At 40.9% G+C, this 25942-nt stretch carries 21 protein-coding genes, 1 pseudogene and 1 riboswitch; of the genes and pseudogenes, 17 read left to right on the top strand and 5 right to left on the bottom strand.

The features are described 5' to 3' along the window. Positions 1–508: 508 nt before the first annotated feature. Entirely contained in the window at positions 509–2446 is a 1938-nt protein-coding gene (locus VPHSUH08_RS08910; protein WP_105087267.1) for a cation-translocating P-type ATPase, read from the top strand. 184 nt (positions 2447–2630) lie between these two features. Here the strand turns inward: VPHSUH08_RS08910 and VPHSUH08_RS08905 are convergent, their stop codons facing one another. Further along, positions 2631–3221, bottom strand: a complete 591-nt coding sequence (locus tag VPHSUH08_RS08905) for a nitroreductase (RefSeq protein WP_105087266.1) — start codon at positions 3219–3221, stop codon at positions 2631–2633. Positions 3222–3602: 381 nt separating this feature from the next. Between VPHSUH08_RS08905 and VPHSUH08_RS08900 the strand changes: the two genes are divergently transcribed. The 10 genes and pseudogenes from VPHSUH08_RS08900 (at position 3603) to VPHSUH08_RS08855 (ending at position 14655) form a co-directional block, all read left to right on the top strand. Beyond that, positions 3603–4121 carry a MarR family winged helix-turn-helix transcriptional regulator gene (locus VPHSUH08_RS08900; RefSeq protein WP_105087265.1) on the top strand — a complete coding sequence of 173 codons (519 nt, stop codon included), beginning with the start codon at positions 3603–3605 and terminating at the stop codon, positions 4119–4121. Positions 4122–4275: 154 nt separating this feature from the next. Further along, positions 4276–4674 (top strand): hypothetical protein, encoded by a 399-nt coding sequence (locus tag VPHSUH08_RS08895; RefSeq protein WP_021148759.1) that lies wholly within the window; start codon positions 4276–4278, stop codon positions 4672–4674. Positions 4675–4763: 89 nt separating this feature from the next. After that, positions 4764–5534: a carboxymuconolactone decarboxylase family protein gene (locus VPHSUH08_RS08890; RefSeq protein ID WP_008714656.1), complete on the top strand. Its 771-nt coding sequence runs from the start codon at positions 4764–4766 to the stop codon at positions 5532–5534. 9 nt (positions 5535–5543) lie between these two features. Further along, positions 5544–6170 (top strand): site-2 protease family protein, encoded by a 627-nt coding sequence (locus tag VPHSUH08_RS08885; protein WP_004698228.1) that lies wholly within the window; start codon positions 5544–5546, stop codon positions 6168–6170. Positions 6171–6485: 315 nt separating this feature from the next. Then, entirely contained in the window at positions 6486–6719 is a 234-nt protein-coding gene (locus tag VPHSUH08_RS08880; protein ID WP_024061575.1) for a (2Fe-2S)-binding protein, read from the top strand. 276 nt (positions 6720–6995) lie between these two features. Further along, positions 6996–8144: pseudogene (locus tag VPHSUH08_RS08875) on the top strand (glycoside hydrolase family 3 N-terminal domain-containing protein). Positions 8145–8497: 353 nt separating this feature from the next. Then, entirely contained in the window at positions 8498–10042 is a 1545-nt protein-coding gene (locus VPHSUH08_RS08870) for a ClC family H(+)/Cl(-) exchange transporter (protein ID WP_105087264.1), read from the top strand. A gap of 52 nt (positions 10043–10094) precedes the next feature. Continuing rightward, a complete protein-coding gene (locus VPHSUH08_RS08865) occupies positions 10095–10544 on the top strand; it encodes a GNAT family N-acetyltransferase (protein ID WP_060919476.1) in 450 nt (149 codons plus the stop codon). Positions 10545–10569: 25 nt separating this feature from the next. After that, the gene (locus VPHSUH08_RS08860; protein WP_077707813.1) at positions 10570–11364 is read left to right on the top strand and encodes a sulfite exporter TauE/SafE family protein; all 795 of its coding nucleotides are present in this window, start codon (positions 10570–10572) and stop codon (positions 11362–11364) included. Between the two features lie 468 nt (positions 11365–11832). Next, positions 11833–14655: an FAD-binding and (Fe-S)-binding domain-containing protein gene (locus VPHSUH08_RS08855; RefSeq protein WP_077707812.1), complete on the top strand. Its 2823-nt coding sequence runs from the start codon at positions 11833–11835 to the stop codon at positions 14653–14655. A 285-nt stretch (positions 14656–14940) separates the two neighbouring features. On the opposite strand, the gene VPHSUH08_RS09520 is transcribed toward VPHSUH08_RS08855, so the two are convergent. Beyond that, complete coding sequence (locus VPHSUH08_RS09520) at positions 14941–15015, bottom strand: type I toxin-antitoxin system Fst family toxin (RefSeq protein ID WP_229039624.1); 75 nt, start codon at positions 15013–15015, stop codon at positions 14941–14943. Positions 15016–15133: 118 nt separating this feature from the next. Between VPHSUH08_RS09520 and VPHSUH08_RS08850 the strand changes: the two genes are divergently transcribed. Next, the gene (locus VPHSUH08_RS08850) at positions 15134–15775 is read left to right on the top strand and encodes a tetratricopeptide repeat protein (RefSeq protein ID WP_105087263.1); all 642 of its coding nucleotides are present in this window, start codon (positions 15134–15136) and stop codon (positions 15773–15775) included. 425 nt (positions 15776–16200) lie between these two features. On the opposite strand, the gene VPHSUH08_RS08840 is transcribed toward VPHSUH08_RS08850, so the two are convergent. Together VPHSUH08_RS08840 and VPHSUH08_RS08835 are read right to left on the bottom strand one after the other, a co-directional pair. Further along, positions 16201–16578 carry a type II toxin-antitoxin system HicB family antitoxin gene (locus VPHSUH08_RS08840; protein WP_008714666.1) on the bottom strand — a complete coding sequence of 126 codons (378 nt, stop codon included), beginning with the start codon at positions 16576–16578 and terminating at the stop codon, positions 16201–16203. A 9-nt stretch (positions 16579–16587) separates the two neighbouring features. Next, complete coding sequence (locus VPHSUH08_RS08835) at positions 16588–16764, bottom strand: type II toxin-antitoxin system HicA family toxin (RefSeq protein ID WP_021148751.1); 177 nt, start codon at positions 16762–16764, stop codon at positions 16588–16590. Between the two features lie 247 nt (positions 16765–17011). Between VPHSUH08_RS08835 and VPHSUH08_RS08830 the strand changes: the two genes are divergently transcribed. Further along, complete coding sequence (locus tag VPHSUH08_RS08830; RefSeq protein WP_105087262.1) at positions 17012–17911, top strand: DUF3829 domain-containing protein; 900 nt, start codon at positions 17012–17014, stop codon at positions 17909–17911. A gap of 93 nt (positions 17912–18004) precedes the next feature. Here VPHSUH08_RS08830 and rarD read toward each other — a convergent pair whose 3' ends face one another. Continuing rightward, on the bottom strand, positions 18005–18901 hold the full coding sequence (gene rarD, locus VPHSUH08_RS08825) for an EamA family transporter RarD (protein WP_105087261.1): 897 nt from the start codon (positions 18899–18901) through the stop codon (positions 18005–18007). Positions 18902–19061: 160 nt separating this feature from the next. After that, positions 19062–19238, top strand: a riboswitch (cobalamin riboswitch). Positions 19239–19527: 289 nt separating this feature from the next. On the opposite strand from rarD, the gene VPHSUH08_RS08820 reads away from it, so the two are divergent. The 4 genes from VPHSUH08_RS08820 (at position 19528) to VPHSUH08_RS08805 (ending at position 25715) form a co-directional block, all read left to right on the top strand. Continuing rightward, a complete protein-coding gene (locus tag VPHSUH08_RS08820) occupies positions 19528–21690 on the top strand; it encodes a methylmalonyl-CoA mutase family protein (protein WP_105087260.1) in 2163 nt (720 codons plus the stop codon). Between the two features lie 4 nt (positions 21691–21694). Further along, on the top strand, positions 21695–23884 hold the full coding sequence (gene scpA, locus VPHSUH08_RS08815) for a methylmalonyl-CoA mutase (protein WP_004694550.1): 2190 nt from the start codon (positions 21695–21697) through the stop codon (positions 23882–23884). Next, the gene (meaB, locus tag VPHSUH08_RS08810) at positions 23877–25130 is read left to right on the top strand and encodes a methylmalonyl Co-A mutase-associated GTPase MeaB (RefSeq protein WP_004694551.1); all 1254 of its coding nucleotides are present in this window, start codon (positions 23877–23879) and stop codon (positions 25128–25130) included. Before scpA ends, meaB begins: the two co-directional genes overlap by 8 nt. Before the next feature lie 327 nt (positions 25131–25457). Next, a complete protein-coding gene (locus VPHSUH08_RS08805; RefSeq protein WP_004694554.1) occupies positions 25458–25715 on the top strand; it encodes a hypothetical protein in 258 nt (85 codons plus the stop codon). Positions 25716–25942 lie beyond the last annotated feature (227 nt).

The raw sequence follows: 25942 nt of genomic DNA, 5'->3' as shown, positions 1-25942 counted from the left end.
CACATCCTTTCTACAACATGTCATTTGTAATAATACCATGTAGGGTATGTAGTCGACTATACTTAATTTTTTATTATAATAAATAGTTATTAGAAAATTGCATTATGGATAGTATTGATTAGGGTGAAATAGTATTGAATGGATTGAGAATTATCAGAATATCTTCTATGTAAAAATTATTAGATTTGCAAATAAATATATGAATAACTGCTCATGCATTTGTGTAATATGATCATGTGTGAATAATATAATCTCAATAGATCCAGTATTTACCTGTGTTTTTGATTATATATGAATATTTGTACATATTTTATTATTGACACAAATATACCCATAGGGGTATAACATAATCATAAGGTATACCCCTATGGGTATAAAACAATAAAAATGGTAAACAGAACGATAAATAACATGTTTGCCCTTAAGGTGTTATATACATGGACGCATGTATATAGACCACAATCAATGTGTACATATCATTATATATAAGCTTTCACAGGAGGTACGTATGGAACGGTGGAGCAAAATAGCAGAGTGGTTCGATTTGAATCGTGAAAAGATTACATTAGTAGCCGGCGGTATCGGCGTAGTATTTAGTTTATTAGGTGTTCGTTTAGGTTTGCCTTTCGACTGGGCTTGGTTCACAATAGTATTGTGTGGCCTTCCTATCGTGTGGGGCGCAGCAGTTGCCATGTATGAAGAGTTCGACGTAAAAGTAGATTTGCTTGTGTCCTTGGCGCTTATTGCAGCTGTTGCAATTGGCGAAGTATTTGCGGCCGCAGAAATTGCTTTCATCATGCAACTGGGGGCCATGCTCGAAGAGTTCACCGTATCTAAAGCGCAAGCGGGCATCGAACGTCTCGTTAAATTGACGCCTACAACGGCGCGCATCGTTCGTAACGGTAAGGAAGAGGTATTGCCTGCAGATATCGTAATGGTAGGCGACGTAATCCGCGTATTGCCAGGCGAGGTTATCCCTGTGGATGGCACGATTTTGTCTGGTGATACAGCGATTGATCAATCCGTTATGACTGGTGAGTCTATGCCGGTAGATAAAACAACGGGTGATGAAGTGTTCTCTGGTACGGTGAACCAATTCGGCGCCTTCGATATGACTGCTACCAAAGAGGGCGAAGATAGCTCTATTCAACGTATGATTAAGCTCGTTAAATCTACGGATCCAGGTAATGCGAAAATCGTTAGCCTTGCAGACCGCTGGGCTACGTGGATTGTAGTGATTGCGTTATTGGCAGCGGTTGGCACCTATGTGGTAACTGGTGAAATCATTCGTGCCGTGACCATCCTCGTTGTGTTCTGTCCTTGTGCTCTCGTATTGGCAACGCCGGCAGCGATTATGGCAGCTATTTCTAATGCGAGCCAACACGGTTTCCTCGTGCGTCGTGGCAATATTATGGAACGCTTGGCGAAGGTTGATACGATGACCTTTGATAAAACAGGTACCTTGACCTATGGTACGCCTGAGGTGACAGCCGTTGAAAGTGTGGGTTCCATGCCTACTGATGAGTTGTATCGCTTGGTGGCTTCTGTAGAAACTAAATCTGAGCATCCATTGGGCAAGGCTATCGTGAATGGATTTACATCCCATCATGGTGAAAGCTTTGTTTCGGTAGATTCCTTCCGCATGGTTCCTGGTAAAGGCTTAGAGGCTACTGTACAAGATAAAGCCGTCTTGGCTGGTAACGAAGCGATGATGACCTTGTCTAATATTTCTATTGCTGACTCCGTGAAAGAGGCTGTTCATGAGCATTTGAACCGAGGTGCATCCATTGTATATGTTGCCGTTGATGGCGTATTGGCTGGCTATGTGGCTTTGGCTGATCGTGTTCGCCGTGAAAGTCGCGCCGTAGTAGAGTCTTTAAACGATCTTGATGTAATGCCTGTTCTTTTAACAGGTGACCATGTGGCAACAGCAAAAACGATTGGTAAACGATTGAACGTATCCAATGTGATTGCAGACTGTTTGCCAGAAGACAAAATGGATACAGTGGCTCAATTACAACAAGACGGCAATATTGTAGCCATGGTTGGCGATGGTGTAAACGATGCACCAGCCCTCAAAAAATCTGATGTGGGCATTGCCATGGGCGGTGTTGGTAGCGATATCGCAGTAGAGGCAGCAGATATCGTTCTTGTAAACGACAATGTTAAAGAAATTCCTCATCTCGTGGCCTTATCTAAACGCATGATGACCACCATTAAGGTAAACCTTTCTTTCTCCTTGATCTTGAACTTTGTGGCCATCATCTTGGCAATGGTTGGTACCTTATCCCCCGTTTGGGGCGCCCTTGTTCACAACGGCGGTAGCCTTCTCGTAGTGGCAAACTCTGCACTATTGTTGCGTTGGGCTTACAAATCTAACCACGTAGTAGATGATGATCATTCCGTCCTTGTGAAAGCAGCTCGTAAAGGCGTGTTTGAGGCTTAATGGTAGTTCATTATACATATAAGTATGGAGTGTGCATCGATTTGATTACTAAATCGGTGAGAGTTAAAAAATAATATAGTCAATAAAAAGCGCTATCTATTCCTAACGAAACTCAAATAGAGTTGTGGGATAGATAGCGCTTTTGTTTCACTTATAGTATGAAATCGATGGTTTCTAGTGTTGATTAATCAATATATGTTACAGGATAACCTTTGGCTTCGATTTCACGGCGGTTAAGACCATTTGGTAGATCTGGGTAGCCGATAGCGAGGCTAGCATAGACTTTTTCGTCTTCGCTAAGACCTAGTTCACGCATTTTGGCTTGGATGCGTTCATTATCTTGAAGATGACGGATTTGGTTAACCCAGCAACTGCCAAGGTCGAGTTCATTGCAAGCAAGCATCATATTTTGCATAGCACAAGATACATCAGCAAAGTTATTAGCATAGTTTGCTTTACTAGCTAATACGATGAGCACAGGTGCATTATAGTGGAATACAAATTTGCCTTCGGCGGACATCTTAATGATATTCACCATGTAAGGTAAAGTATTTTCTGTAATCGGCATTTTGCCGTATTCTTCTTGAATGAGTGTTACTAGTTCTTGAAGCACATCTTGGTTCGTAATGACCATGAAATGTGTTAATTGTGTATTACCGCCAGATGGAGCACGACGACCAGCGTCGAGGACTTGATCAATAAGTTCTCGAGATACTTGATCTGCTTTAAATTTACGCGTACTATGACGAGTTTTGATGCACTCTAAGGTGTTCATATAGGCCTCCTATTATAAGTTAGCTTTGATATAGAATTTCTTTTATTATACTACAAGGAAGGACCTAGTAGGGGGGCGTATTTTTACTAAGTCATTTATTAGAAGTCGGTCCTGCAACGAAAAAAGATTTCATTGAAAACAGAAGTTATAACTTTCTAATTTAATATCAAAATAATTTATAAATAAAGTAACAATTTTATGGTATGATTTTTACCCATAAATTCTATAGAAGCGCCTAATTCTTAACGAATAAGAAAATAAATATTAATTAATTGACAAATTTAAAAATATCTGTTCAAAGTAGGCTTTTTACGTTGACTGTTTGCCGTAAAATTGTGTACAATTAATTAGTAGATAATTGTGTGCATACGGAGGTAGATTATGGCAGAAATTGGTGTACTCGAAGGGTACAAACATAAAGAAGATGTTCCTGATTCAGAATATTTAAGATTGGAAAATCAATTGAGCTTTCCACTTTATGTAGTGGCGAAGGAAATTGTTAATGCATATCGTAATCACTTAGATCCTTTAAATTTGACATATACTCAATACCTCGTAATGATGGCATTGTGGCAATATGGTGATTTATCTGTTAAGGAATTGGGCCAAGTATTGCGCCTAGATTCCGGTACATTAACACCGCTTTTAAAGAAATTAGAAGCTAAAGCATTCTTGAAACGCAAACGCAGTCGTCAAGATGAACGCGTAGTTATGGTAACCCTTACTGATACGGGCAAAGAATTACGTGATGTAGCTGTTCATATACCACGCCGCTTGGCTGAAGCGTCAGGTCCAATTTTTGATGTAGAAGAGACACGTCAATTGCGTATGTTGCTCAATAAATTACTAGAAGCAATCGATAATGCAAACGCAAAAACAGCAGAGAACATGAAGGGCTAATTTGATACAACCTCATATGCATATATTCTGTAACCTTGGAAATCTAAAAATTTTATTAAAAATGTGATATACTATACCTATAGCGTATTGTATTCAGGTCATGTGAGAGTATGACTGATTCGTGATTTGCCCTCGTGGCACAAAGGAGAGCATTATGAATAAAAATTTATTAGGTGCATTTGTATTAGCCGGTACATTATTAGTAGGTGGTGTTGCAAACGCAGCAAACTGGAATGGGTTAGCTAACTATCCAGAGGTTCCAAATAGTGCAAATGGTACAGAAACGTATTTCTTTGATAAAGCATCTGAGTTTAAAGGTATCGATAGCAGCCGTAACCATGTATTTGGTGTTAATGTAATTAATATGCATAATAACCAATACGGGGAAGCTACATTGTTCAAATATCTTGTTCATCCAAGCTTACATACTGTATATCGTTACGCTCCAGATGGTCAAGTTTACCAAATTCAACCTGGAACAAATGAGTTCAATATGTTCATGGCTGCTTGGAAAGAAGTATACGGCACAACTTTCGAATTCCCAGCGTTATAATTTGATGGCCCGTATCGTAATAATTACATAACTATTGCTGGTGAAAGCTCCTTTTGGGCTTTCACCAGTGTTGTTTATGGAGGTTTTTTATGTCTAAATCTGAATTTGCTCAAGCCTACACTGAGCGTATGTTCCCTGATATTGCAGCCCCAGCAGGTTATATTGATCCAGAGTTTGAAGTATTGTTTGATAATTTTGCCTTTGATGAAGTCATCACCGAAGAAGGCCGTAATGTACCGGCAAAAGATCGCTTCTTAGCCATTCTTGCAACATTAGTAGGCGCCTCTGCTGTTGATGAATATGCATTAATGCTACCGGCAGCATTAAACTTTGGTCTTATTCCTGATGAAGTGGTAGAGCTCATTTATCAAGCGGTACCCTATCTTGGCATCGGACGTGTGCGCCCATTCTTTAAGGTGACCAATAAGATTTTTGACTATCGAGGAGAAGCTATTGTTGATCCATCTCGTAGCACGATTACTGGCGAGTCTCGTCTTGAAAAAGGCGTAGAAAAGCAAGTGGAAATCTTTGGCGAGCCTATGCGTAATTCTTACCAAGAAGGGCCAGAAGATATTCGTCACATCAACAAATGGCTTGCCAATATGTTCGGCGATTACTATACGCGTAAAGGCCTTAGCGTGGCTCATCGTGAAATGATTACTTTCTGCTTCCTTGCGGCTCAAGGTGGCTGTGAAGCTCAACTCAAGGCTCATGTAGAGGGTAATTTGAACGTAGGGAACAGCAAACAATATTTGATTAACATCGCATCCCAATGCGTGCCGTATATCGGCTATCCTCGTACCTTGAATGCCCTTCGTTGCATTCAAGAAGGTTACACCGCATGGGAAGCTAAACAATAAAGGAGTTCTATGTTTGATTTAAATCCAGTTCAGATATTAGCAAGTATTCCTGCTATTATGATCGTTTTTTCTATCTTTGGATATGCAGAGGCGAAGGTAGCAACTTGGTTTGGTGATCCAACGCCGCGTCTGGCGGGACGCCTCACATTGTCACCAATGGCGCACCTTGATCTAATTGGTACCATCTGTATTATTCTTGTTGGCTTCGGTTGGGCAAAACCTATGTCAATTAATCCATCTTACTTTAAAGATCCACGACGTGATATAAGCTTGCTTGCTTTTGCAGGTCCTGTGGCAGGTCTTATAGCAGGCTTCATATTCACCTTTATATATATGCTTCTTGGAAAATTAGGCCTCATGGAGTCCCAAGGTCTTGCCATGGTTATGCAATATATTATTTTATATAGTATTGGCTTATCAATCTTCTGTTTGATTCCGTTCCCACCATTGCCTGGTTTTAATATTATCTTACCGTGGTTGCCTACAGAGTGGCAGATGAGATATTACCAATTAGGGATGCTTAATTTATTATTCTTTATCATCCTTATTAATACACCCATTATTTCCATGGTTATTCGTCCATTACAACAAACGATATTTAAAATCTACTTTGCCATTATTGGGCTCATACTATAATTATATTTTGTGAAAGTCTCTACCATAAAGATAATATCTTTATGGTAGTTTTTTATAGATAGATTTAGTATATATATCGTGTATTTGTACATTCTACTGTTTTTTATAGTAGCAGGTTAACTTTTGACTGTTCTTTAGATTTTATATTAAAAACTATCGATATAGTTCCTCGATTGTGTTATAATGAGTACGGAAATCGTAAATTTTCGATATAGCAATATTATAGTGTTTTATTAGATACTATTGATATAGTAAATCGATACACTAAATCGATACTGTATATAGATATTCAAGTGAATAGAAGAGGAATTACATATGAATTTTGAAGAAAATCAAGTGCCAGAGGCGATTTTGGACAAGCTTACAAAGGTGTGTACTTGCCGTAGCATTACGCGCAAAACGATTAAAGAAGCTATTTTAAATGGTGCTCATACATTTCCACAAGTAAAAGAAGTAACTCGTGCTGGTACGGGCGCTTGCGGTGGTAAAGGCTGTGGGCCTCGCATCGTAAAGTTGTTAGCTGAAATGAAAGAACAAGGCAAAATTTAAATTAAAACATCCAAAATATGAAATGTAAATTACGAAATTTCAAATTACAAAGTCGAAGCTAAGAACTATAAGCAATATAATATAAATTTAAAAGTTGAATCTATAAGCTGTAAATAGTAAACTTCAAAGATTAGATTAAATACATAAAGATTGTTGCTTAATCCTGCTATCGGACGTATCCGCAGGGTTTGGGTAACAGTCTTTTTGTGTTGTTGGGGTGGTCTTTATTTTTTGATATACTATACATAATACTTTTTAGAGATTTTGGAGGTATATATGTTTCGACGTTTCGTGGCAGCCACGATGATCGGCGCCTTAGCACTCACAACGGGCTGTGGTTTACATAATCCATTTACTTCAAAGACAGAGCCTGTGACCTATGAGTCCGTAGTACAAAGCGAGCTTTCACCAGAGCAAAAGGTGGACAAGCTAGTGGCGAATATGTCCGATGCGGACAAGGTGGGGCAATTGTTGATGATTGGCATCCACGGCACAACGTTAAACGATGACGCAAAGTTTATGCTCAACGAGTACCGCGTGGGCGGCATTATTTTGTTCGATCGGAACATGGAGTCCAAGGATCAAGTTAAAACGCTCATTGCAGACATTAATAAGGCTGGTAAAAGTGCGGGTTTAACTCCATTGTTCCTCGGCATTGACCAAGAGGGTGGTGTCGTAGCACGCATGGAGGATCAGCTCATTAAGGTTCCTCCTGCTGAGGAGCTAGGTAATGCACCTATTGAACAGGCTGCATCCTTGGCAAAACAGTCTGGTGCGGAATTAAAAGACTTGGGCTTTAACATTAACTTTGCTCCTGTGGCGGATTTGGGATTAACCTATGGTCGTTCTTATAGTACAAACCCTGATGAGGTTGTGCGCTATGCAGGTGCCGTTGGTAAGGCTTACGATGAAGCGGGCTTGTGGTATTCCTATAAACACTTCCCCGGCATTGGCAAGACTGACGTAGACTTGCATGCGGACACAAGCATCGTTCCTGTATCTAAAGAAGCATTGCTTTCAGAGGACACAAAGGTATTCGTAGACCTCATTAAACAGTCTAAACCGAATACCTATACAATTATGGTGTCTCATGCGATGTACCCACAAATCGATCCAGACCATCCCGCTAGTTTATCGAAGACGATTATTACTGATTGATTGCGCAAGGACATGGGTTACAATGGCGTTGTCGTAACAGACGATATGGATATGGGAGCCCTCGCGAAACACTATACCTTTGGTGACATGGCTGTACAATCCATCCTCGCAGGCAGTGACATCTTGCTTGTGTGCCACGAATACGAACACATGCAAGAGGCTTACAATGGCCTTATGAAAGCCGTGAAAGACGGTCGCATCTCAAAAGAACGACTCGATGAATCGGTGAAACGGATTTTGCTCATGAAAATGAGCCGAGGATTGTAATCTCAAATGCCTCCGAATGTGTAAAGAAAATACATTTACACACTTGCTTAACAAAACTAGCCATCTCTTTTTAGAGGTGGCTAGCTTTGTGTTTAAAGCGCTATCTATTGTTTTGTGACTCGGACCTTTGACCTCGTGTTCAGTGAGAAAGCTATTTTTATACATAATCCTTTCTTGAAAATGGTGGATTACATAAGTATACTAATGATATGAATAGATAGTTTGACTGAGAGTAAAGCGATTTCGGTAGATGGCACTCAATGACTAGGTGCTTAGTTCAACCCGTTAAATCACTGAGATGGTTACATGTGATGTTTAGATAGGTGTTAGATAGTAATGCTAAGGAGAATCTTATGAAATTATGGAAATTTAATAAGCGTAGTTCTACCTTGGCAGATATGTCTATGAATCGCGTGCTTTTAACGGAGCTCATTGCAAAGGGGGCCCTTGTTGGGGTGATTGCAGGTTTCTTTGGGGCATCATACCGTTATTTGATACTTGAATCAGAGCATATCAGGTGGCATCTGATGGATGGTATTACTATGGAATGGGCCATAGGTTGGCTTGTGGCCATGGTCATTTTTGCGTTTATTGTAGATCGATTGCTCGCGTGGGCGCCATTATCCGGTGGTTCAGGGATTCCTCAAATCGAAGGGGAAATGCTTGGACTCTTTGATATGAAGCCGTATCGGACGCTAGTATCTAAAATGATTGGTGGCGTACTGACCGGCTTTGCAGGATTTTCCGTAGGTCGTGAAGGACCAGCCGTACAGATTGGTGGCTCTGCTGGGAAGATTGTGTCCTACTGGATGAATTCAGGGCTACGAGAACAGCGTATTTTGACATCCGCAGGTGCAGGGGCAGGCTTAACAGCCGCCTTTAGTGCACCCGTATCGGGGGCGATGTTCGTCTTTGAAGAGGTACATAAAAGCTTTTATCCGTATCTTGTTGTGCCAACCTTTGTGGCGACCTTGATTTCTAACTATATTACGGTTAGTATCTTTGGACTTACACCAGCACTGGGCTTTACGGTGACCTCAGGGGTTCCTCTTGAATATTTTCCAATACTGCTCATGGTTGGGGGTATCATGGGGCTATGTGGGGTGTTATTCTGCCGTATGATTTTCGCGTTCAAGAGGTTTTTTGATTGGCTTAAATGTTCTCGATTCTTGAAATTAGTCCTTACCTTTGTGGCGGTGGCGGCCATTGGCTTTGATTCGCAGCTTCTCTTGGGCGGGGGCAATGACCTCGTGGGGCAGCTGGCCTTTCAATCTCACGGTGTATTGCTCCTGGCAGGCATTGTGCTAGGCAAGATTTTACTCACCACCTTCTGCTATGGTAGTGGTGCTCAAGGTGGCATATTTTTGCCTATGCTTGTTATAGGGGCTTCTGCAGGTGCTTTTTGTGAAAGCTTACTTTCCACATTAGGGCTCATTTCTCCTGATTTTGTACCGCAATTTGTTATCTGTGCTATGGGTGGCATGTTAGCGGCCGCTATGCGGACCCCAATTTTGGCGATTTTGCTAGTTCTTGAAATGACGAATAGTTTCTCCAATATTTACGCCATCGGGATTGTTACGCTCGTAGCCTACCTTGTGGCGGAGCTTTTAAAAGAACCACCTATTTACGATTCCTTGTTGCAAGCCATGAGTGGTCAAAGCAATCTAGAGTCTGTGCAAACCTTCTTTCAAACGAAGGTGCCTGTGGTGGCAAACTATACAGATGTACAACTACAAGACTTAGCATTACCAGATGGTACACTCATCGTAAGCATTCGGCGTAACGGTACCTACATTGTGCCACTAGGAGACGTGAAACTCGAACCGGGGGATGAATTACAAGTCTCTTGTGAACGGGGCCGATTGAAGGCGGCGAAAGAATTTTTCCAATCAAATTAGCCATTATATGTAAAGTTAATCGTTGATTCGTGGTATATATTAGGAGTAGTTTATGAAAATTGTGAACGCTACTGAGTCAGATATATTAGAATTGTATCGATTGCAATTGCTTACCTTTGAAAGCGAAGCGGAGATGATTGGCAGTCGAATGGTTCCTGCATTGATGGAGTCGGAAGAGGAGTTTAAAGCTACTTTCACCCAATGGCATACCTATAAACTGGTAGATGATGCGGGAAGAATCATCGGAGGTATTCGCTATCAATATGACGATGGAGTGGTAGAGGTCGGTCGCTTGATGGTGCATCCAGACTATCGGCAACAAGGGCTGGCTCGGAAATTATTAGCCTTCGTAGATGAACAATGCAGTCAAGATCGGCGCGTATTATATACATGTACGAAAAGCTGGATTAATATAAAGTTATATACAAAAATGGGGTATAAAGCCGTTAGAGAAATACAGGATGACACGGGATTATCCTTTGTATATATGGAGAAGCAATAATTCAAACGGCATGGGAGGTCTTAATGTGCTTGATAATATAGTGGTATTCTATATATTCTTTACCATAGTTGGCTTTTTAGCGGCTATGCTTGGCACCATCATCGGTGCCGGTGGGGGACTCGTATTCGTGCCTCTCTTTATGTATTGGTTCCCTGAGTGGTCTCCGTCCATGATTGTAGGGACGTCACTCTTTTCTGTTATGTGTAATGCTATTTCTGGATCTATAGCGTATCTAAAACAAAAAAAGGTATATATTAATGCTGCTATTGTATTTAGTTTAGCTACATTCCCAGGCGCCATTTTAGGGGCTCAAATGTCGGGATGGTTCTCCGGCAAGGGCTTTATGTTTGCCTTTGGATGCTTTATGCTGTGTGCATCTGTATTGATTGGTTTTAAAAATTTTAGAAAAGGGGAACGCAAGGAAGAGTCTCTGACTCTTGAGCAGTTGAGCTATAGTAAGCCCATCGGTATTAGTATTAGCTTCTTTGTAGGCTTTATTTCTAGTATCTTTGGTATCGGTGGAGGACTTATTCATGTGCCGGCTTTGATTTATCTCATGGGATTTCCTACACATATGGCAACGGCTACAAGTCAATCTATTCTCGCCGTATCAACAACGGTGGGGGTTATTACACATTTGATTGAAAGTCATATTGTATTTAGCATTGCTATCCCTACTAGTATTGGCGCTATCTTTGGCGCTCAAGCGGGGGCCCGTATTGCAAAACGTCTCAAAGCAAAAGCTATCCTCGCTCTCATGAGCGTAGCTGTCTTTGCATTGGCGGTACGCCTCATTCTTAAATCTGGTATCTTGGGATGATATAATTTAATACAAGCCCTCTAATGGTGATTCGTAAGCATGTTACCATTAGAGGGCTTTCTGTATTTTCAGCATTTTATAAAAGGGTATAACTAAAAGTCATAGAGAACTATAAATGAGAATGAAAAATTTAAAATATATAAATCATACTATTTTTATGCATAATGTTAGTAATGTATTTACTATAGAATTATAGGTAGTACGAATCGTTATTTAGAGAGGTTTTAGCATATAATTACTGACTATATCTATACATGCTTAATAAATAAGGATTCTTGATTGTATATGAGGAAAAATGGGTACATGATAATGCTAATGAGATGTACTTTCAACTGAGGGAATAAAAGGGGAATGCATATCGATTTTTATTAGAAGAGATATAAATTATGCATAATTATAGTGAGGAGAATGAGAACGGCGTATACTAAAAGTAATAGATTCCTTAAGAAAGGATAGGAGGAAATAGAAGTGAGTACACTTATTAGAGATTATGAACGTTTTGCCAAGGAGGCAAATGAGATTTGTAAAGGTCGCGTATACACCGATCATTTACGTCGTTATGCATATGGCGTTGATGCGTCTTGCTATAGCTATTTACCAAAGGTAGTTGTTAAAGCTGAAGATGAACGAGAAGTAAGACGACTTATTCGTTTGTGTCAACAATGTGGGACACCATTTACATTCCGTGCGGCCGGCTCCTCCTTGTCTGGTCAATGCTCCAGTGAAGATGTGCTCATCGTATGTAATGATGGCTTCAAGAAAATGGAAGTTATTGATGATGGGAAAGCCTTGAAATGTGAATGCGGTGTTATCGGTTCCGATGCGAATGATTTATTGAAACCGTACAATCGTAAAATTGGTCCAGATCCTGCAACGCTTGCTACAGCATTAGTAGGTGGTATCTTGAATAATAACTCCTCTGGTATGTGCTGTGGTACGGCGCAAAACTCTTATAAAACAATTCGGTCCATTCGCGTTGTATTATTAGATGGCTCCATCCTTGATACGTCTGACCAAAAGAGTATTGATCAATTCCTTAAAGAAAAACCTCAAATGGTAGAGGATATCTTACAATTGCGTAAGGATATTTTGGCCGATGAAGAATTGACACACTTGATTCACCATAAGTACAAAATCAAAAATACCACAGGTTACGGCTTGAACTCCCTTGTTGATTTTGAAGATATTATTGATATCATCAACCACTTGTTCATCGGTTCTGAAGGTACATTGGGTTTCGTATCTGAAATCGTATATAACACTGTTGAGGACGTACCTTACAAAGGTTGCGGTCTCATGTTCTTCAAAACATTGAATGATGCATCTCTTGCGGTTGTAGCCTTGGCTAATATGGGTCGTGACAAGGTTGTAGCTGCTGAAATGATGGACTATCAATCCCTTAAGGCCGTTCAATCGCTAGATAATGTGCCTGAATTTGTTCGTGAAGTTCCTGAAGGTACAAGTGCTATCCTGTTCCAAACTGAAAGCTACTCCAAAGAAACTGTCGATGAAAACTTAGCTTTCATTAAAGACAAATTGAAAGATATTCCAACGGCTATCCCAAGTCTTTACTCTCAAGATCCTAAAGAATACGATTCCTGGTGGGCAATCCGTAAAGGTATCTTGCCAATCGTTGGTGGTCAACGTAGAAAAGGCACCACTGTTATTACAGAAGACGTATGCTTCCAAATCGAAGATTTCACGAAGGGCATCGAAATGCTTACCGAATTATTCCACAAATACGATTTCGTAGACGGTGGCGTAATCTTCGGCCATGCGTTATCTGGTAATGTTCACTTTAACATTACGCCTGATTTCAGTGATCCTAAAGATACTAAGAACTTTGGCGATTTGGTAAAAGAAATGTCCGAACGCGTTTCTGGCTTCGGTGGTTCTTTGAAAGCTGAACATGGTACGGGTCGCATGGTGGCACCGTTCATTGAAATGGAATGGGGCCGTAAAGCGTACGAAATCAACCGTCGTATTAAAGCTATCTTTGACCCTGAACGCATCTTGAATCCTGATGTTATCATTACTGATGACCCAGATGTGTATAAGAAAAACCTTAAAGCTCAATGCGTTATCGATGATGCTTTCACAATCTGTATGGAATGTGGTTTTTGTGAAAAACATTGTCCAAGCCGTAATTTAACATTGACTCCACGCCAACGTATTGCATTGTTGCGCGAAACGAAACGCCTTGAAAACGAAGGCAATTTCACATTGGCTGCAGAGCTTAAAAAAGGCTATGAATACTTTGGTGTAGATACCTGTGCTGCGTGCTCCATGTGTAAAGGCCTTTGCCCACTCAGCATCGATACGGCTCAAATTGCATTATCTATGCGCCGCATCGATCCTCCAGCACCAGAATTGGCTAAGAAGATTTACGATAATTTCCCTACTACACTTCAAATGGCTCGTGCCGGCGTAAGTCTCGAAGGTATTGCAGGCTCTATTGTTACACAAAAAGCGATTTCCAAGATTACAGAAGGCTTACATGGTGTAACTGGTATTACTCCGTACATTCCTAAGACTACGCCTAAGGCCAACCGTTACAGATTAAGAAGCCGCATTAAACCGACTAATTTTGAAAAGGTTGTATACTTTAGTACCTGTGCGAACCGCGCTTTCAAACCTAATCAAGGTTATGACGATGAACGCAGCTTACAACAAGTAGTGGAAAGCCTTTGCAACAAGGCCCATATCGATATTATCTACCCTGAACATATCGAAAACCTCTGCTGTGGCTTGAGCTTTGAAAACTACGATGACGTTCATGAGCGTGCTGTAAAAGACTTACACGATGCGTTGATGAAAGCATCTCAAAATGGTAAATACCCAATCGTGATTGACCATAGTGCATGCTTTAATCATGCTTTCAAACATATGCCAGACTTAGAAATCAACGATATTTCTGAATTCTTGTGCAAATACGTTGTGCCTCATCTCGACATTGAAAAATGCGATGAACGCGTAATTGTACACAAACAATGTAAGATCAAATCCTTGAATAAATCTCAATATATTGAAGATTTGGCTCGTCTATGCACAGACCATGTATTCAACATTAAATCCTTTGCATGTGATGGCTTTGCTGGTCAAAAAGGGTTCTTCACACCAGAACTCAACAAATGTGCTACCAAAGACCTTGCAGCTGAAATCGCTGAATACGGTGCAACACTAGGCGTAAGCTCCAGCTCTACCTGTGAAATCGGCCTTGGCGAAAACGGCGGCATCCCATTCATTGGTGTTGCATTCCTATTGGACCGTTGCTCTAAGGCTAAGAAATAAGTCTTGTATAGCTATTGCTATTTACGTTAATGTTGCTAGTAGTTTACACTAAGGTTACTAGTAGGTTGGGTTAAAGTAACTGGTAGTTTATGTTAATGTTGCTTTAATATTGCTCGTAAATTATGTTAAAACTACTAATAGTTTTTTAGGAGTTTTATGAGATTTATTGTTAATTCTTTATTTTTCTAAGAAATGTGGTATACTAAACGTAGGTAGTAGAGTGTATGAAATTACCTGCAATATAACCAAAAAAAAGGACGAGTGGCAGCTCGTCCTTTTTCTTGCTTATTTTTTGTTTTTATTGTTAAGCCAGTAGCTGTAGGTAGTTACAACTAAGGCAACAATAATAGGGGCAAGCAAGGTGCCCCAGAGTGCATAAAACAGCTCCTGCAATATACCACCTCCTTTCGGGAGGTATTTTATATTATATCATCATGCTATGGAGTCTTGTATATAATTAATGATTGGAGAATTTCTAATGAAGAAGGTTGTGCTTTTCTTTCTTTTAATAACAGCCCTTACGGGATGTGGATTGAATCAAAATGCGAATAGTAATAAAACAGAATCAAATGCAACTAGTTCTGCTGCTGGTTCCTCTACATCTGCTGCGGGAAACAGCCAAGCGACTACCAAGCAAGATGGACATCTAATTACAGCAAAGCAAGCCTTATCCGCTGGTGAGTATGCGAAAGCCATAGAGGAAGCTACAGCGGCCATTAAGGATAATGCTAATAATGCAGAAGCCTATTCTGTACGTGGCTTTGCAACAGCATTAAACGGTGATGCGGCTAAAGGTTTGACAGATACTAAAAAGGCTTATGATTTAGACCCTAACAATGTGGCTAATTACTATAACATGGCCATGGTATATAAGTTACAAGGACAGTTAGATGACTCTAAACAATGGTTCGAAAAGGTATTAGAAAAGGACCCTAGCAACACCTGGTCTGTGTATGGAATTGCTACCATTTACGCAGACCAAGGGGATGATACTAAGGCCCTTGATTGGTTAGAAAAGGCTATAAAAATTGATCCCTCTGTAAAATCCGTTGCAGCCGAACAAGACCATTTTGAACGCTTTCACAATAATAGGCGATTTAAAACATTGGTAGGATTATAGACATGGATGTGAAACAGATGATTCGCCTTATTATAAAGGTGATAGGATTTATATATTGGCTTATTTTTCTATACCTTGGCGGTCTAATGGTTGTAGACTGGTCAGGGTTTATGACTCGGTACAATATTGAAACACCAATTTTCCTTAGCTATATAGTGGTGGTAGGGTGTATTGTTATGCCTTATTTGGTGTTTTATTGGAAAAAACTGAATCCTAATGTTAAACCGCCCTATTTGGTGCGATGTCTTAGTGCCTATATGGACCGTCTAGAGGACCAACATAGTATATGGTTTGATGTACTATATGTACTCAAGCTACTGCTCTATTTTGTAATAATCTTGTGGATGATCTGTATACTATTACTAACCTTAGCATCTATTGCATGGACAATAGTTCTAATTTTACTGAGCAATTGATGATGTAAATTACATTGTTTTCTCTACTAATGCTTCTTGTAAAAGTTGAGAAAAATTAATTCCTTTAGCCAATGCTCTGTCGTTAAGCCATGCAGGAATCGTTAGGGTTTTCTTTACGGACTTACTATTTTTAGCTAAATCAATATCTGTTTGAACTAATGTAGGATATGTTGTATCGGTACATGGTAAGCTGCGAATAGATGTGGGGGTAGGTAGAGTTTGTCCATCTTCTAAAGCGCCTAATATATAGAGTTCCATAGCCTCTTGTGCATTGGTTATTAATTCTGTTAGTGTTGAGCCGGTGCTACTAGTGTATTCTAGGTCTGGAAATTCAGCCCAGAAACCATCGGCATCATCATGGATTATAGCAGGGTATATAAATTTCATAGGTCCTCCTTATTTTAGTCCCGTACGTTTTAAGATGGCATTTAATAAACCGATAGGTACATCTTTCCCATGTACGGCAATAACTTCAACTTGATTATCCTTTTTTAAACGATGATGACTACCTCGTTGCCGTACATCCTTCCAGCCATTTTGCAGTAATAATTTAAGTAAATCCTTATCCTTCATATTCTCTCCTTTTATAATAACACGTGTATACGTACAAAACAATTATTAGGAGTTATACATTCTTATTTATAGTCTAACAGTATATAAAGGAAAATAGGGGTGACCATTGGTCACCCCTGATTCTATTAGTCACTTGACAAAATTGATACATGACCTTTATATATTAATCCTATTCATAAAAATCATATTAGTATATAATTAATATATATAAATTAGGTTGTGTATTGATGAAAGGAGAGGATTCATCATGAAACCATTTGGTAAAAGGGGCGCAATGGCTGTGTTGTGTGCGGCTATATTGACATCCCCATTATTGTTGAGTGGTTGTAGTATGTCAGAGCTATGGCAGGGTACTGAACAGAGCCGCAAGGAAATTGCGCAGCGGTCTGAGCAGGATCAGGTGCAGTTATTTAATCAATATGTGAAAGCTGTAAGTCGATACAATCGCATGGCTGTCATGTTTGATTATGCGAATACGCCAACTCTTAATGAGTTAAAAGCAGGGCAGCATTTAACTGTATTTAGTGCACCGAACTTTAAGCAGCTACAAAAAGAATTAGAAGAGGCTAAGCAAGCCGGTATTCCGTATGATGAAATGAAGGAGCCTTTAGATAAGCTACTTTCAAAATTGAACGAAATTACACCGGTAGCCGAAGAGCTCGATGCATACTATAAATCTAAAGGGTATACCACAGATAACTATGCTAAGGAGCAACAATTAGGCCCTAAATATGTTCAATTGTATGAACAATTTGTTCCTATTTATGCTGACTTTGATAATGTTATGCATAAAATCAATACGGATCGATTGCAACAACGGTTGCAACAATTGCGTGATGCAGGCAAGAAAAATGCCGCTGCAGCACAAGAGGTTCATTTGCGACTTACTGCGGTCCTAGAAAAGATCGATAGTGAAAAACAACTAGACGTAAATGCTATCAATCAAGAATTACAATCTATTGGTGATGTATCAAATGGTATTACTAGTCCTAAGTATGATTCTGTTAAGACCTCTGTAAACTCTACGATTGGTGCAATCCGTACCTATATGGGTTCGAAACAAGATAACGACTATAATCGTATGATTGAGGCCTATAACCATTACATTTCTAATCTGAATACGACCAATATGAATGAGTTAGATTAAAATAAGTTAGATTAATACGTCTATATAAAAGAAAGCTGTATCAAATGAGAGTGTCATTTGATACAGCTTTTTAGTTGATATATAGGATATACCTTACTTTTTTAGGCTAATGCGCGTTGTAATTTGGCTTGATAAGGAGAATAATACTAAGGCTATCCAGATACAACCGAAAGCGATCATCTGTGGTGTGCCAAAGCTTTCACCAAAGTAAAAGATGGCAAGCAACAAGGCAATGGTAGGGGATACATATTGCAAGAAGCCTAGTAGATTGAGCGGCAATAGTTGTGCACCATAGGAGAATAGCACCAATGGGACAGATGTAGTTAGACCGCAGGCTATGAGCAACATGGTTGTATACCAGTCTGTGCCGAAATAGGACCACACGGTATTATCGACCATGGTCGTATATAGTAAGGCTAGCGGTGTTAATAGCCAGGCCTCAAAGGCGATGCTCGTAAAGGGAGAGATGAGCAGTTTCTTTTTTACAGCCCCATAGAGACCGAAGGAAACGGCGAGGATCATCGATACTAATGGCAAGGATCCCACTTGATAGGTGAGTAAGGCGATGCCGATGGTAGCGATAAGGACACTCAGCTTTTTGGGTATAGATAGAACCTCTTTAAATAGGATGACACCTAATACTACATTGAAGAGTGGGTTGATGTAATAGCCAAGGCTCGTATTCATAACTTGATTATTGGCGATGGCCCAAATGTAGGTGAACCAGTTTACACTGATGATGACTGCCGCAACTAAAAGTAGGAATAATTGTGAACGTTGTTCTTTTAGTAATTGAAAGTCCTTTTTGAATTGTTTAAAGTGTAGGCCAAATACAACGATAGCCATGCAAACACCTGACCAGATAATGCGCTGTGCCAGTATATTATACGGCGAAACATGGTTTAATAATGCCCAATATAGAGGGAGTAAGCCCCAAATTATATAACAACTAAGGGCTGTGATTAACCCTTTTTTACTTGTATGCTCCATAATGCCTCCTCGTGATAGTATTTATTATATCACTAATTCTCAAGTCATGCATTTTAGTTATTGCATATGATTTTCAGTTATAACTTTGATTTTGGCACTTATGATTAAATGTTATGTTCATTGACTTTGTGCATATTGTTACACTATATTGGACTTAGAACAACGAATATAGAGAATAGGTGTCGCAAGACTTAATAGAGAAATCGGTATAAGCCGATGCGGTCCCGCCACTGTAAGGATGAGCCTGCTTTCATACATGTCACTGGAGTAATCTGGGAAGGCGAAAGCGAGGTGATGATCCCGAGCCAGGAGAACTGCCTATTTGATAATCACCGTTATGTACCTACGAGCGATAGGAAGGGGATTGGGGTATGCTGGCTACAGTATTTTTTAGTGTACCTTTCAATAAGAAACCTTACGTGTCACTTTAGGTGGCACGTTTTTTATTGCCCTTAGAGTGGATGTTGAGTATAGGAATCAGGTTTTATAGATATTAAACAGATGGACACATTTTGAGGTTGATGTGGTCCAATAAGATAAAGCTCGAGTGATTCATATATCTAACAATTCGCAGGTACGGTGCGCTGTTTCTCGGTATGGTTTCGAGTTGAAAAGGAGGCACATATATGTCTGACAAAAAGACTTCAAAGGATGCTGAACGCGATTTATTAGCACCTGTATCCTTTGATGAGTTTAAGAAACCTACGTATGAACAATGGCAGGCCGAGGTTGAAAAAGCGTTAAAAGGTGGCGACTTCCATAAGAAGATGTTCACTAAAACCTATGAGGGAATTACGTTACAACCAATTTATACGCCTGCATTGCATGGAGAAAAAATTCCAAAGGGTGTATACCCTGGGGCAGGTGAGTTCCTACGTGGCACAAAGGCAAGTGGTTATATTAAAGACTCTTGGGGCGTATCCCAATATGTAGACGAATCCTTTCCTAAGGATGCTAATCATGCAAGTTTATACGAAATTGTAAAAGGTGGCACCATTCACAATATTCGCCTTGATGAAGCAACACGCCATGATCAAGATGTGCAAGTAGGCGCAGCTGTTGGTATCGGCGGTACATCTCTGTCTACTATGGATGATTGTAGCCAATTGATTGAGCGTTTTAATTTGAAGGAAAACCCTTTATACATTGAAACAGGTGCTTCTGCAGCTATCTTGCTCGGTATGTTAGCCGCTACGGTGAAAGGCTCTAAAAAACAAACCTCTGACTTGAAAGGTCTCGTTGGTGCAGACCCTATTGGTGTTTGGGCTAAAGATGGTACATTGCACATGTCTTTAGATACAGCCTTTGATGAAATGGCACATACTGTTGTATGGGCTAAAGAACAAGCTCCAGAACTTAAAACTGTACTCGTATCTGGCGATGTATACGCTAATGGTGGCGCTAATGATGTGCAAGAGGTTGCGTATGCATTGGCAACAGCAGTTTGTTATGTTCGTCAATTAGCACAACGGAACATCGATATTCACACTATTGCTAACAGTATGATGTTTACATTCTCCTTGGGTGCAAACTTCTTCATGGAAATTGCTAAATTACGTGCATTGCGGGTGCTTTGGGCTCGCATCATGGAGGCCTTCGGTGCAGAAGAAGCTGACCGTGCTGTTCATGTACACGGCAGAACGTCGGCTTTCACAAAAACTGTATACGACCCATATGTAAACTTGTTGCGCAATACAACACAAGCATTCTCTGGCGTTGTAGGCGGTTTGAATAGCCTTGAAGTGTCCCCATTCGACCAACCAATTCGCAAAGCTGACGATTTCTCTCGCCGTATTGCCCGTAATATTCAAGTTATGTTGCAAACTGAATTCGAGTTGCGTCAACCAGTGGACCCTGTAGGTGGCTCTTGGTATGTGGAAACATTGGCAGCTGAATTATGCGAAAAAATTTGGGCTGAATTCCAAACTATTGAGGCTAAAGGTGGTATAATAGCAGCCTTGAAAGAAGGCTATCCACAAGCTCAAGTTAAAGCAGTTCTTGATGAACGCTTCAAAAACCTTGCATTCCGCAAAGATGTGGCTGTAGGTAACAACATGTATGCGAATATGACTGAAGAATTGCTTGATCCAAAACCAGAAAATCAAGAAACATTGCGTCAAAAACGGGTTGCTCAAATCGAAGAGTACTTGGCGAGTGCGGAGCCAGATGCGGTTGTGAAAGCACAGGCTACCCTAGAAGCAGGTACGACAGAGCCAGGCGCTTTGATTGGCCTTATTGAACTCGGTGCATTACAAAAATTAACAATACGTCAAATCCGCAAGGCTTTAGATGCTGGCGATATTGCTTCCGAAACGATTGAATCCATTGCAGCTCATCGCTGGACTGAACAGTTTGAAGCACTTCGCATGCGCACTGAGAATTATAAACAACGTACGAAAGATAATGTGAAGGTATTCTTGGCTAACATGGGGCCAATCCCTCAACATAAACCTCGTGCGGACTTCTCCACAGGCTTCTTCGAAGTAGGGGCTTTTGAAGTTATCAAAAATGATGGCCATGAAACAACGGCTGATGCGGCGAAGGCTGCTCGTGAAAGTGGTGCTGATGTAGTTGTTATCTGTTCTACAGATGATACCTATCCAGAATTGGTACCACCACTCGCTAAGGAATTGAAAGAAACTATGCCGCATGTAACGGTTATTTTAGCAGGGGCACCTCCTAAGGACTTAGAACCTGTATACCGTGAAGCTGGCGTAGACGACTTCATTTCTGTTCGTGCAAATTGTTACGAAATCTTGAATACGTTACAAGATAAGAAAGGGATGTGAGCTCATGTTTAAAAATCCAGACTTCTCCTCTCTTGGCTTGGGATCTCAGACAGCAACATCTCGCGATGCATGGCTTGCTGAACTTCAAAAAGAAACAGGAAAAAGCTTTGAAGATTTATATAATACAACAATGGAGCAAATCCAACTAAAGCCTCTCTATACAGAGATGGATTATGAAGGGATGACACACCTTGACTATATGGCTGGTGTACCTCCATTCTTGCGTGGACCTTATTCCACAATGTATGTTACTCGTCCTTGGACAGTACGTCAGTACGCTGGTTTCTCCACGGCGGAAGAATCCAATGCATTCTATCGTCGTAACTTGGCAGCGGGCCAAAAAGGCTTGTCTATCGCCTTTGACCTTGCTACTCACCGTGGTTATGACTCCGATCATCCTCGTGTAGTAGGTGACGTTGGTAAAGCGGGTGTTGCGGTAGACTCCATCCTCGACATGGAAATTCTATTCTCCGGTATCCCTCTTGATCAAATGTCCGTATCCATGACAATGAACGGCGCCGTATTGCCAGTAATGGCGTTCTACATCTTGGCTGGTGAAGAACAAGGCGTAGATAAAAAGGTTATGGCTGGTACAATCCAAAATGATATTTTGAAAGAGTTCATGGTACGTAATACCTATATTTACCCTCCAGCTACATCCATGCGTATTATCGGTGATATCTTTGCGTATACATCCCAGTACATGCCTAAGTTCAACAGTATCTCCATTTCTGGCTACCATATGCAAGAAGCGGGCGCTACTGCAGATATCGAATTAGGTTACACATTGGCCGATGGTCTCGAATATATCCGTACCGGTGTTAATGCAGGTCTTCACGTTGACCAGTTCGCACCACGGTTGTCCTTCTTCTGGGCAATCGGCAAAAACTACTTCATGGAAGTGGCAAAAATGCGTGCGGCTCGTATGTTGTGGGCTAAGATTATCAACAGCTTCGGCTCTGAAAATCCTAAATCCATGGCACTTCGTACTCATAGCCAAACATCTGGTTGGTCTCTTACAGAACAAGATCCGTTCAACAACGTGGCTCGTACATGTATGGAAGCGATGGGTGCCGCATTAGGTCATACGCAATCTCTACATACAAATGCGCTTGATGAAGCGATCGCGTTGCCTACGGACTTCTCTGCACGTATTGCGCGTAATACTCAGCTTTACATCCAAGATGAAACTAAGGTATGTAAGGTTATCGACCCATGGGGCGGTTCCTATTATGTAGAAGCATTGACAGACGAATTGATTCGTCGCGCTTGGGGTCATATTCAAGAAATCGAATCCCTTGGCGGTATGGCGAAAGCTATCGATACAGGGCTTCCTAAGATGCGTATCGAAGAAGCTGCGGCACGTCGCCAAGCTCGTATCGACTCTGGTCGTGAAGCGATTATTGGTATCAATAAATATCGTCTAGATAAAGAAGATCCATTGGATATCCTCGACGTAGATAACACAGCTGTACGGGAAGCGCAAATTCGTCGCCTTGAACAATTGCGTGCTAACCGGGATGAAGAAAAGGTTCAATCCTGTCTTGAAGCGATTACAAAGGCTACAGAATCGGGCGAAGGCAACTTGCTTGCCCTTGCACTTGAAGCAGCTCGTGCTCGTGCGTCCTTGGGTGAAATTTCCTTTGCTGTTGAAAAGGTATGCGGCCGTCATAAAGCGGTTATTCGCTCTATTTCCGGTGTATACTCCAGTGAATTTGAAGATGACGATGTAATCAAAGAAGTACGCCAAATGGCGGATAACTTTGAAGAACTCGAAGGTCGTCGTCCTCGTATCATGATTGCGAAGATGGGCCAAGACGGTCATGACCGTGGTGCCAAAGTTATCGCTACATCCTTCGCGGACATGGGCTTTGACGTGGATATCGGACCTTTGTTCCAAACTCCAGAAGAAACAGCACAAGATGCGGTGGATAATGACGTTCATATTGTCGGATTTAGTTCTCTTGCGGCGGGGCATAAGACATTATTGCCTCAACTTGTAGAGGAACTCAACAAGCGGGGCCGTGGAGATATTTTAGTTGCCATCGGCGGCGTAATCCCTGCTCAGGACTATGAATTCCTACGCGAACATGGCGCAGTGGCTATCTTTGGCCCTGGTACAGTTTTGCCAGTAGCGGCGAAAAAATTACTAGAAACATTGACTAGTCACGTTCAAGACGAGTCTCATGACTGATAACAAACGGCCTACTCCGGATGAATTGCGCAATACACAGGACGCAACTTTCACCACTGGTGAAGGCAAAGCCCCTGAATTAGGTGTAAAAAACGCAAGCACCGAGGGTAGTACCTATCGTCCCGACTGGGTGCCAGAAGAAGCGAAAAAAGATGACACTTACGCGTGTCACGTAATGAAAGGCGTCAAGGAAATGCATGACGGCCTCTTATCCAGCTCTGCTCATCTGGCTCCAGCGGTACGTCCCGTACAGCGGCGAAAGAAATTAACTGTCGCTGATTATGTACGCGGTATCGAGCAGGGGGACCGCGTTATACTTTCACGGGCTATCACATTAGTAGAAAGTAATAATAAGGACCATTTCAAACTAGCTCAACAGGTGTTGCAAGCCGTATTGCCTCGCACGGGCAAGGCATTGCGCATCGGTATTACTGGTGTGCCTGGGGCCGGTAAAAGTACGTTTATTGAAGCCTTCGGTAACATGCTCATTGAAGCGGGTTACAAGGTTGCCGTACTGGCTGTAGACCCTACGAGCCAAGTCACAAAAGGCAGTATCTTGGGTGATAAAACGCGGATGGAAACGTTGACGAAACATCCAGAGGCTTATATTCGTCCATCGCCGGCTGGTGGTACGCTAGGCGGTGTGGCTCGTAAAAGTAGAGAAACTATGCTACTTTGCGAGGCTGCTGGGTACGATATTATTCTCGTTGAAACCGTTGGGGTTGGGCAAAGCGAAGTTACCGTGCGTTCCATGGTAGACTTCTTTATGCTCATCGTTTTAACGGGGGCAGGCGATGAATTGCAAGGCATCAAAAAAGGCGTTATGGAACTTGCTGATGCTATTGTGGTCAACAAGGCTGATGGGGATAACCTCAAACGAGCTCTCATTGCTCGTAGCGACTATGATCGGATGTTACATTACATTCGTCCAGCTACGGAAAAATGGAAGACTCAAGCCTATACATGTTCAGCTGTCACAAAGGATGGCCTCGATGAATTGTGGGATGTTATCCAAGAATTCACTGAACAAGGCAAAGAAAATGGGGTCTTCTTAAAACGCCGTCAAGAACAATCCCTCCGTTGGGTACGCGATATGATTGACGAACACTTGCACAACCTATTCTTTAATAATGTAGTCATTCAAGGTCGCATGGGCGAAGTCGAAGCTGCTGTCTTAGACGGTGAAATGAGCGAATCTCAAGCCGTTGAAGAGCTTATTGGCGTTTTCGATAAGTCTTTACAATAAGTAGATCGGTAAATACATATTGTATTGTTAAATATATATTAGATAAGCCGGCATAACTTATCTTAATACGCACTCCGTTAGCAATCGTATGTATTTCGATATAATTAAAGATGTATTTGTAAAAGGCATAGTATTAATTTCACTGTTGGATTTGGACCAATAGTAGTTGCATACTATGCCTTTTTCTATATCATAATAACTAGTTCCCATTAATTGTCTAATAAAAGATGATTAATATATAAGTTCATCTTTTTAAAATGCAAAAATCAGTGTATAATTAAGTTATATTATTTATTAATCGTTTAATGTTACGAGAGGGGCATTCAAATGAACAAAAAATTATTATTACCTGTAGGTGTAGTCGTTCTAATTATTGGTATTGCGATTCTATTATTAAATCCAGATCCAGGGGCGGCTAATTTGGAAATTGCGAGAAATGCTACAAATGCTCAAGCGGCAGCAAAGGCGATTTCTGAGAATAACCAATCTTACACATTGTGGTATACTATTGGCATGTTCTGTAGCGGTTTAGGCATTGCACTGTCAGTAGGTGGCTTCATTGTAGGCTTTATTAAAAAAGACTAATCTATTTAGGAACGCATAAAAGGCTGTACTAGAATGTATATCATTTCTAGTGCAGCCTTTTTGTATTTTAATTTTATCCTGTGGACTTTAGCTAGCTTATGTCTATCTAGCGAATTAGTCTATATTTATCTTGTAAGTCGTCCTATATCTATTTATGTTGTGGTTTTACGCTCTATATCTGTTTTCGGTGGGATAAAACGTGGTATAATTAACCCGGATAGAGCCTA

Origin of the sequence: Veillonella sp. S13054-11 (assembly GCF_002959795.1) — a bacterium.
In the GTDB taxonomy this organism is placed as follows: Bacteria; Bacillota; Negativicutes; order Veillonellales; family Veillonellaceae; genus Veillonella; species Veillonella parvula_E.
This window is presented reverse-complemented; position numbering and strand designations above follow the sequence as displayed.

Excerpts from the sequence above, each read along its gene's own strand:
- VPHSUH08_RS08910 (WP_105087267.1), top strand. The coding sequence starts at position 509 with ATGGAACGGTGGAGCAAAATAGCAGAGTGGTTCGATTTGAATCGTGAA.
- VPHSUH08_RS08905 (WP_105087266.1), bottom strand. The coding sequence starts at position 3,221 with ATGAACACCTTAGAGTGCATCAAAACTCGTCATAGTACGCGTAAATTT.
- VPHSUH08_RS08900 (WP_105087265.1), top strand. The coding sequence starts at position 3,603 with ATGGCAGAAATTGGTGTACTCGAAGGGTACAAACATAAAGAAGATGTT.
- VPHSUH08_RS08895 (WP_021148759.1), top strand. The coding sequence starts at position 4,276 with ATGAATAAAAATTTATTAGGTGCATTTGTATTAGCCGGTACATTATTA.
- VPHSUH08_RS08890 (WP_008714656.1), top strand. The coding sequence starts at position 4,764 with ATGTCTAAATCTGAATTTGCTCAAGCCTACACTGAGCGTATGTTCCCT.
- VPHSUH08_RS08885 (WP_004698228.1), top strand. The coding sequence starts at position 5,544 with ATGTTTGATTTAAATCCAGTTCAGATATTAGCAAGTATTCCTGCTATT.
- VPHSUH08_RS08880 (WP_024061575.1), top strand. The coding sequence starts at position 6,486 with ATGAATTTTGAAGAAAATCAAGTGCCAGAGGCGATTTTGGACAAGCTT.
- VPHSUH08_RS08870 (WP_105087264.1), top strand. The coding sequence starts at position 8,498 with ATGAAATTATGGAAATTTAATAAGCGTAGTTCTACCTTGGCAGATATG.
- VPHSUH08_RS08865 (WP_060919476.1), top strand. The coding sequence starts at position 10,095 with ATGAAAATTGTGAACGCTACTGAGTCAGATATATTAGAATTGTATCGA.
- VPHSUH08_RS08850 (WP_105087263.1), top strand. The coding sequence starts at position 15,134 with ATGAAGAAGGTTGTGCTTTTCTTTCTTTTAATAACAGCCCTTACGGGA.
- VPHSUH08_RS08840 (WP_008714666.1), bottom strand. The coding sequence starts at position 16,578 with ATGAAATTTATATACCCTGCTATAATCCATGATGATGCCGATGGTTTC.
- VPHSUH08_RS08835 (WP_021148751.1), bottom strand. The coding sequence starts at position 16,764 with ATGAAGGATAAGGATTTACTTAAATTATTACTGCAAAATGGCTGGAAG.
- VPHSUH08_RS08830 (WP_105087262.1), top strand. The coding sequence starts at position 17,012 with ATGAAACCATTTGGTAAAAGGGGCGCAATGGCTGTGTTGTGTGCGGCT.
- rarD (WP_105087261.1), bottom strand. The coding sequence starts at position 18,901 with ATGGAGCATACAAGTAAAAAAGGGTTAATCACAGCCCTTAGTTGTTAT.
- VPHSUH08_RS08820 (WP_105087260.1), top strand. The coding sequence starts at position 19,528 with ATGTCTGACAAAAAGACTTCAAAGGATGCTGAACGCGATTTATTAGCA.
- scpA (WP_004694550.1), top strand. The coding sequence starts at position 21,695 with ATGTTTAAAAATCCAGACTTCTCCTCTCTTGGCTTGGGATCTCAGACA.
- meaB (WP_004694551.1), top strand. The coding sequence starts at position 23,877 with ATGACTGATAACAAACGGCCTACTCCGGATGAATTGCGCAATACACAG.
- VPHSUH08_RS08805 (WP_004694554.1), top strand. The coding sequence starts at position 25,458 with ATGAACAAAAAATTATTATTACCTGTAGGTGTAGTCGTTCTAATTATT.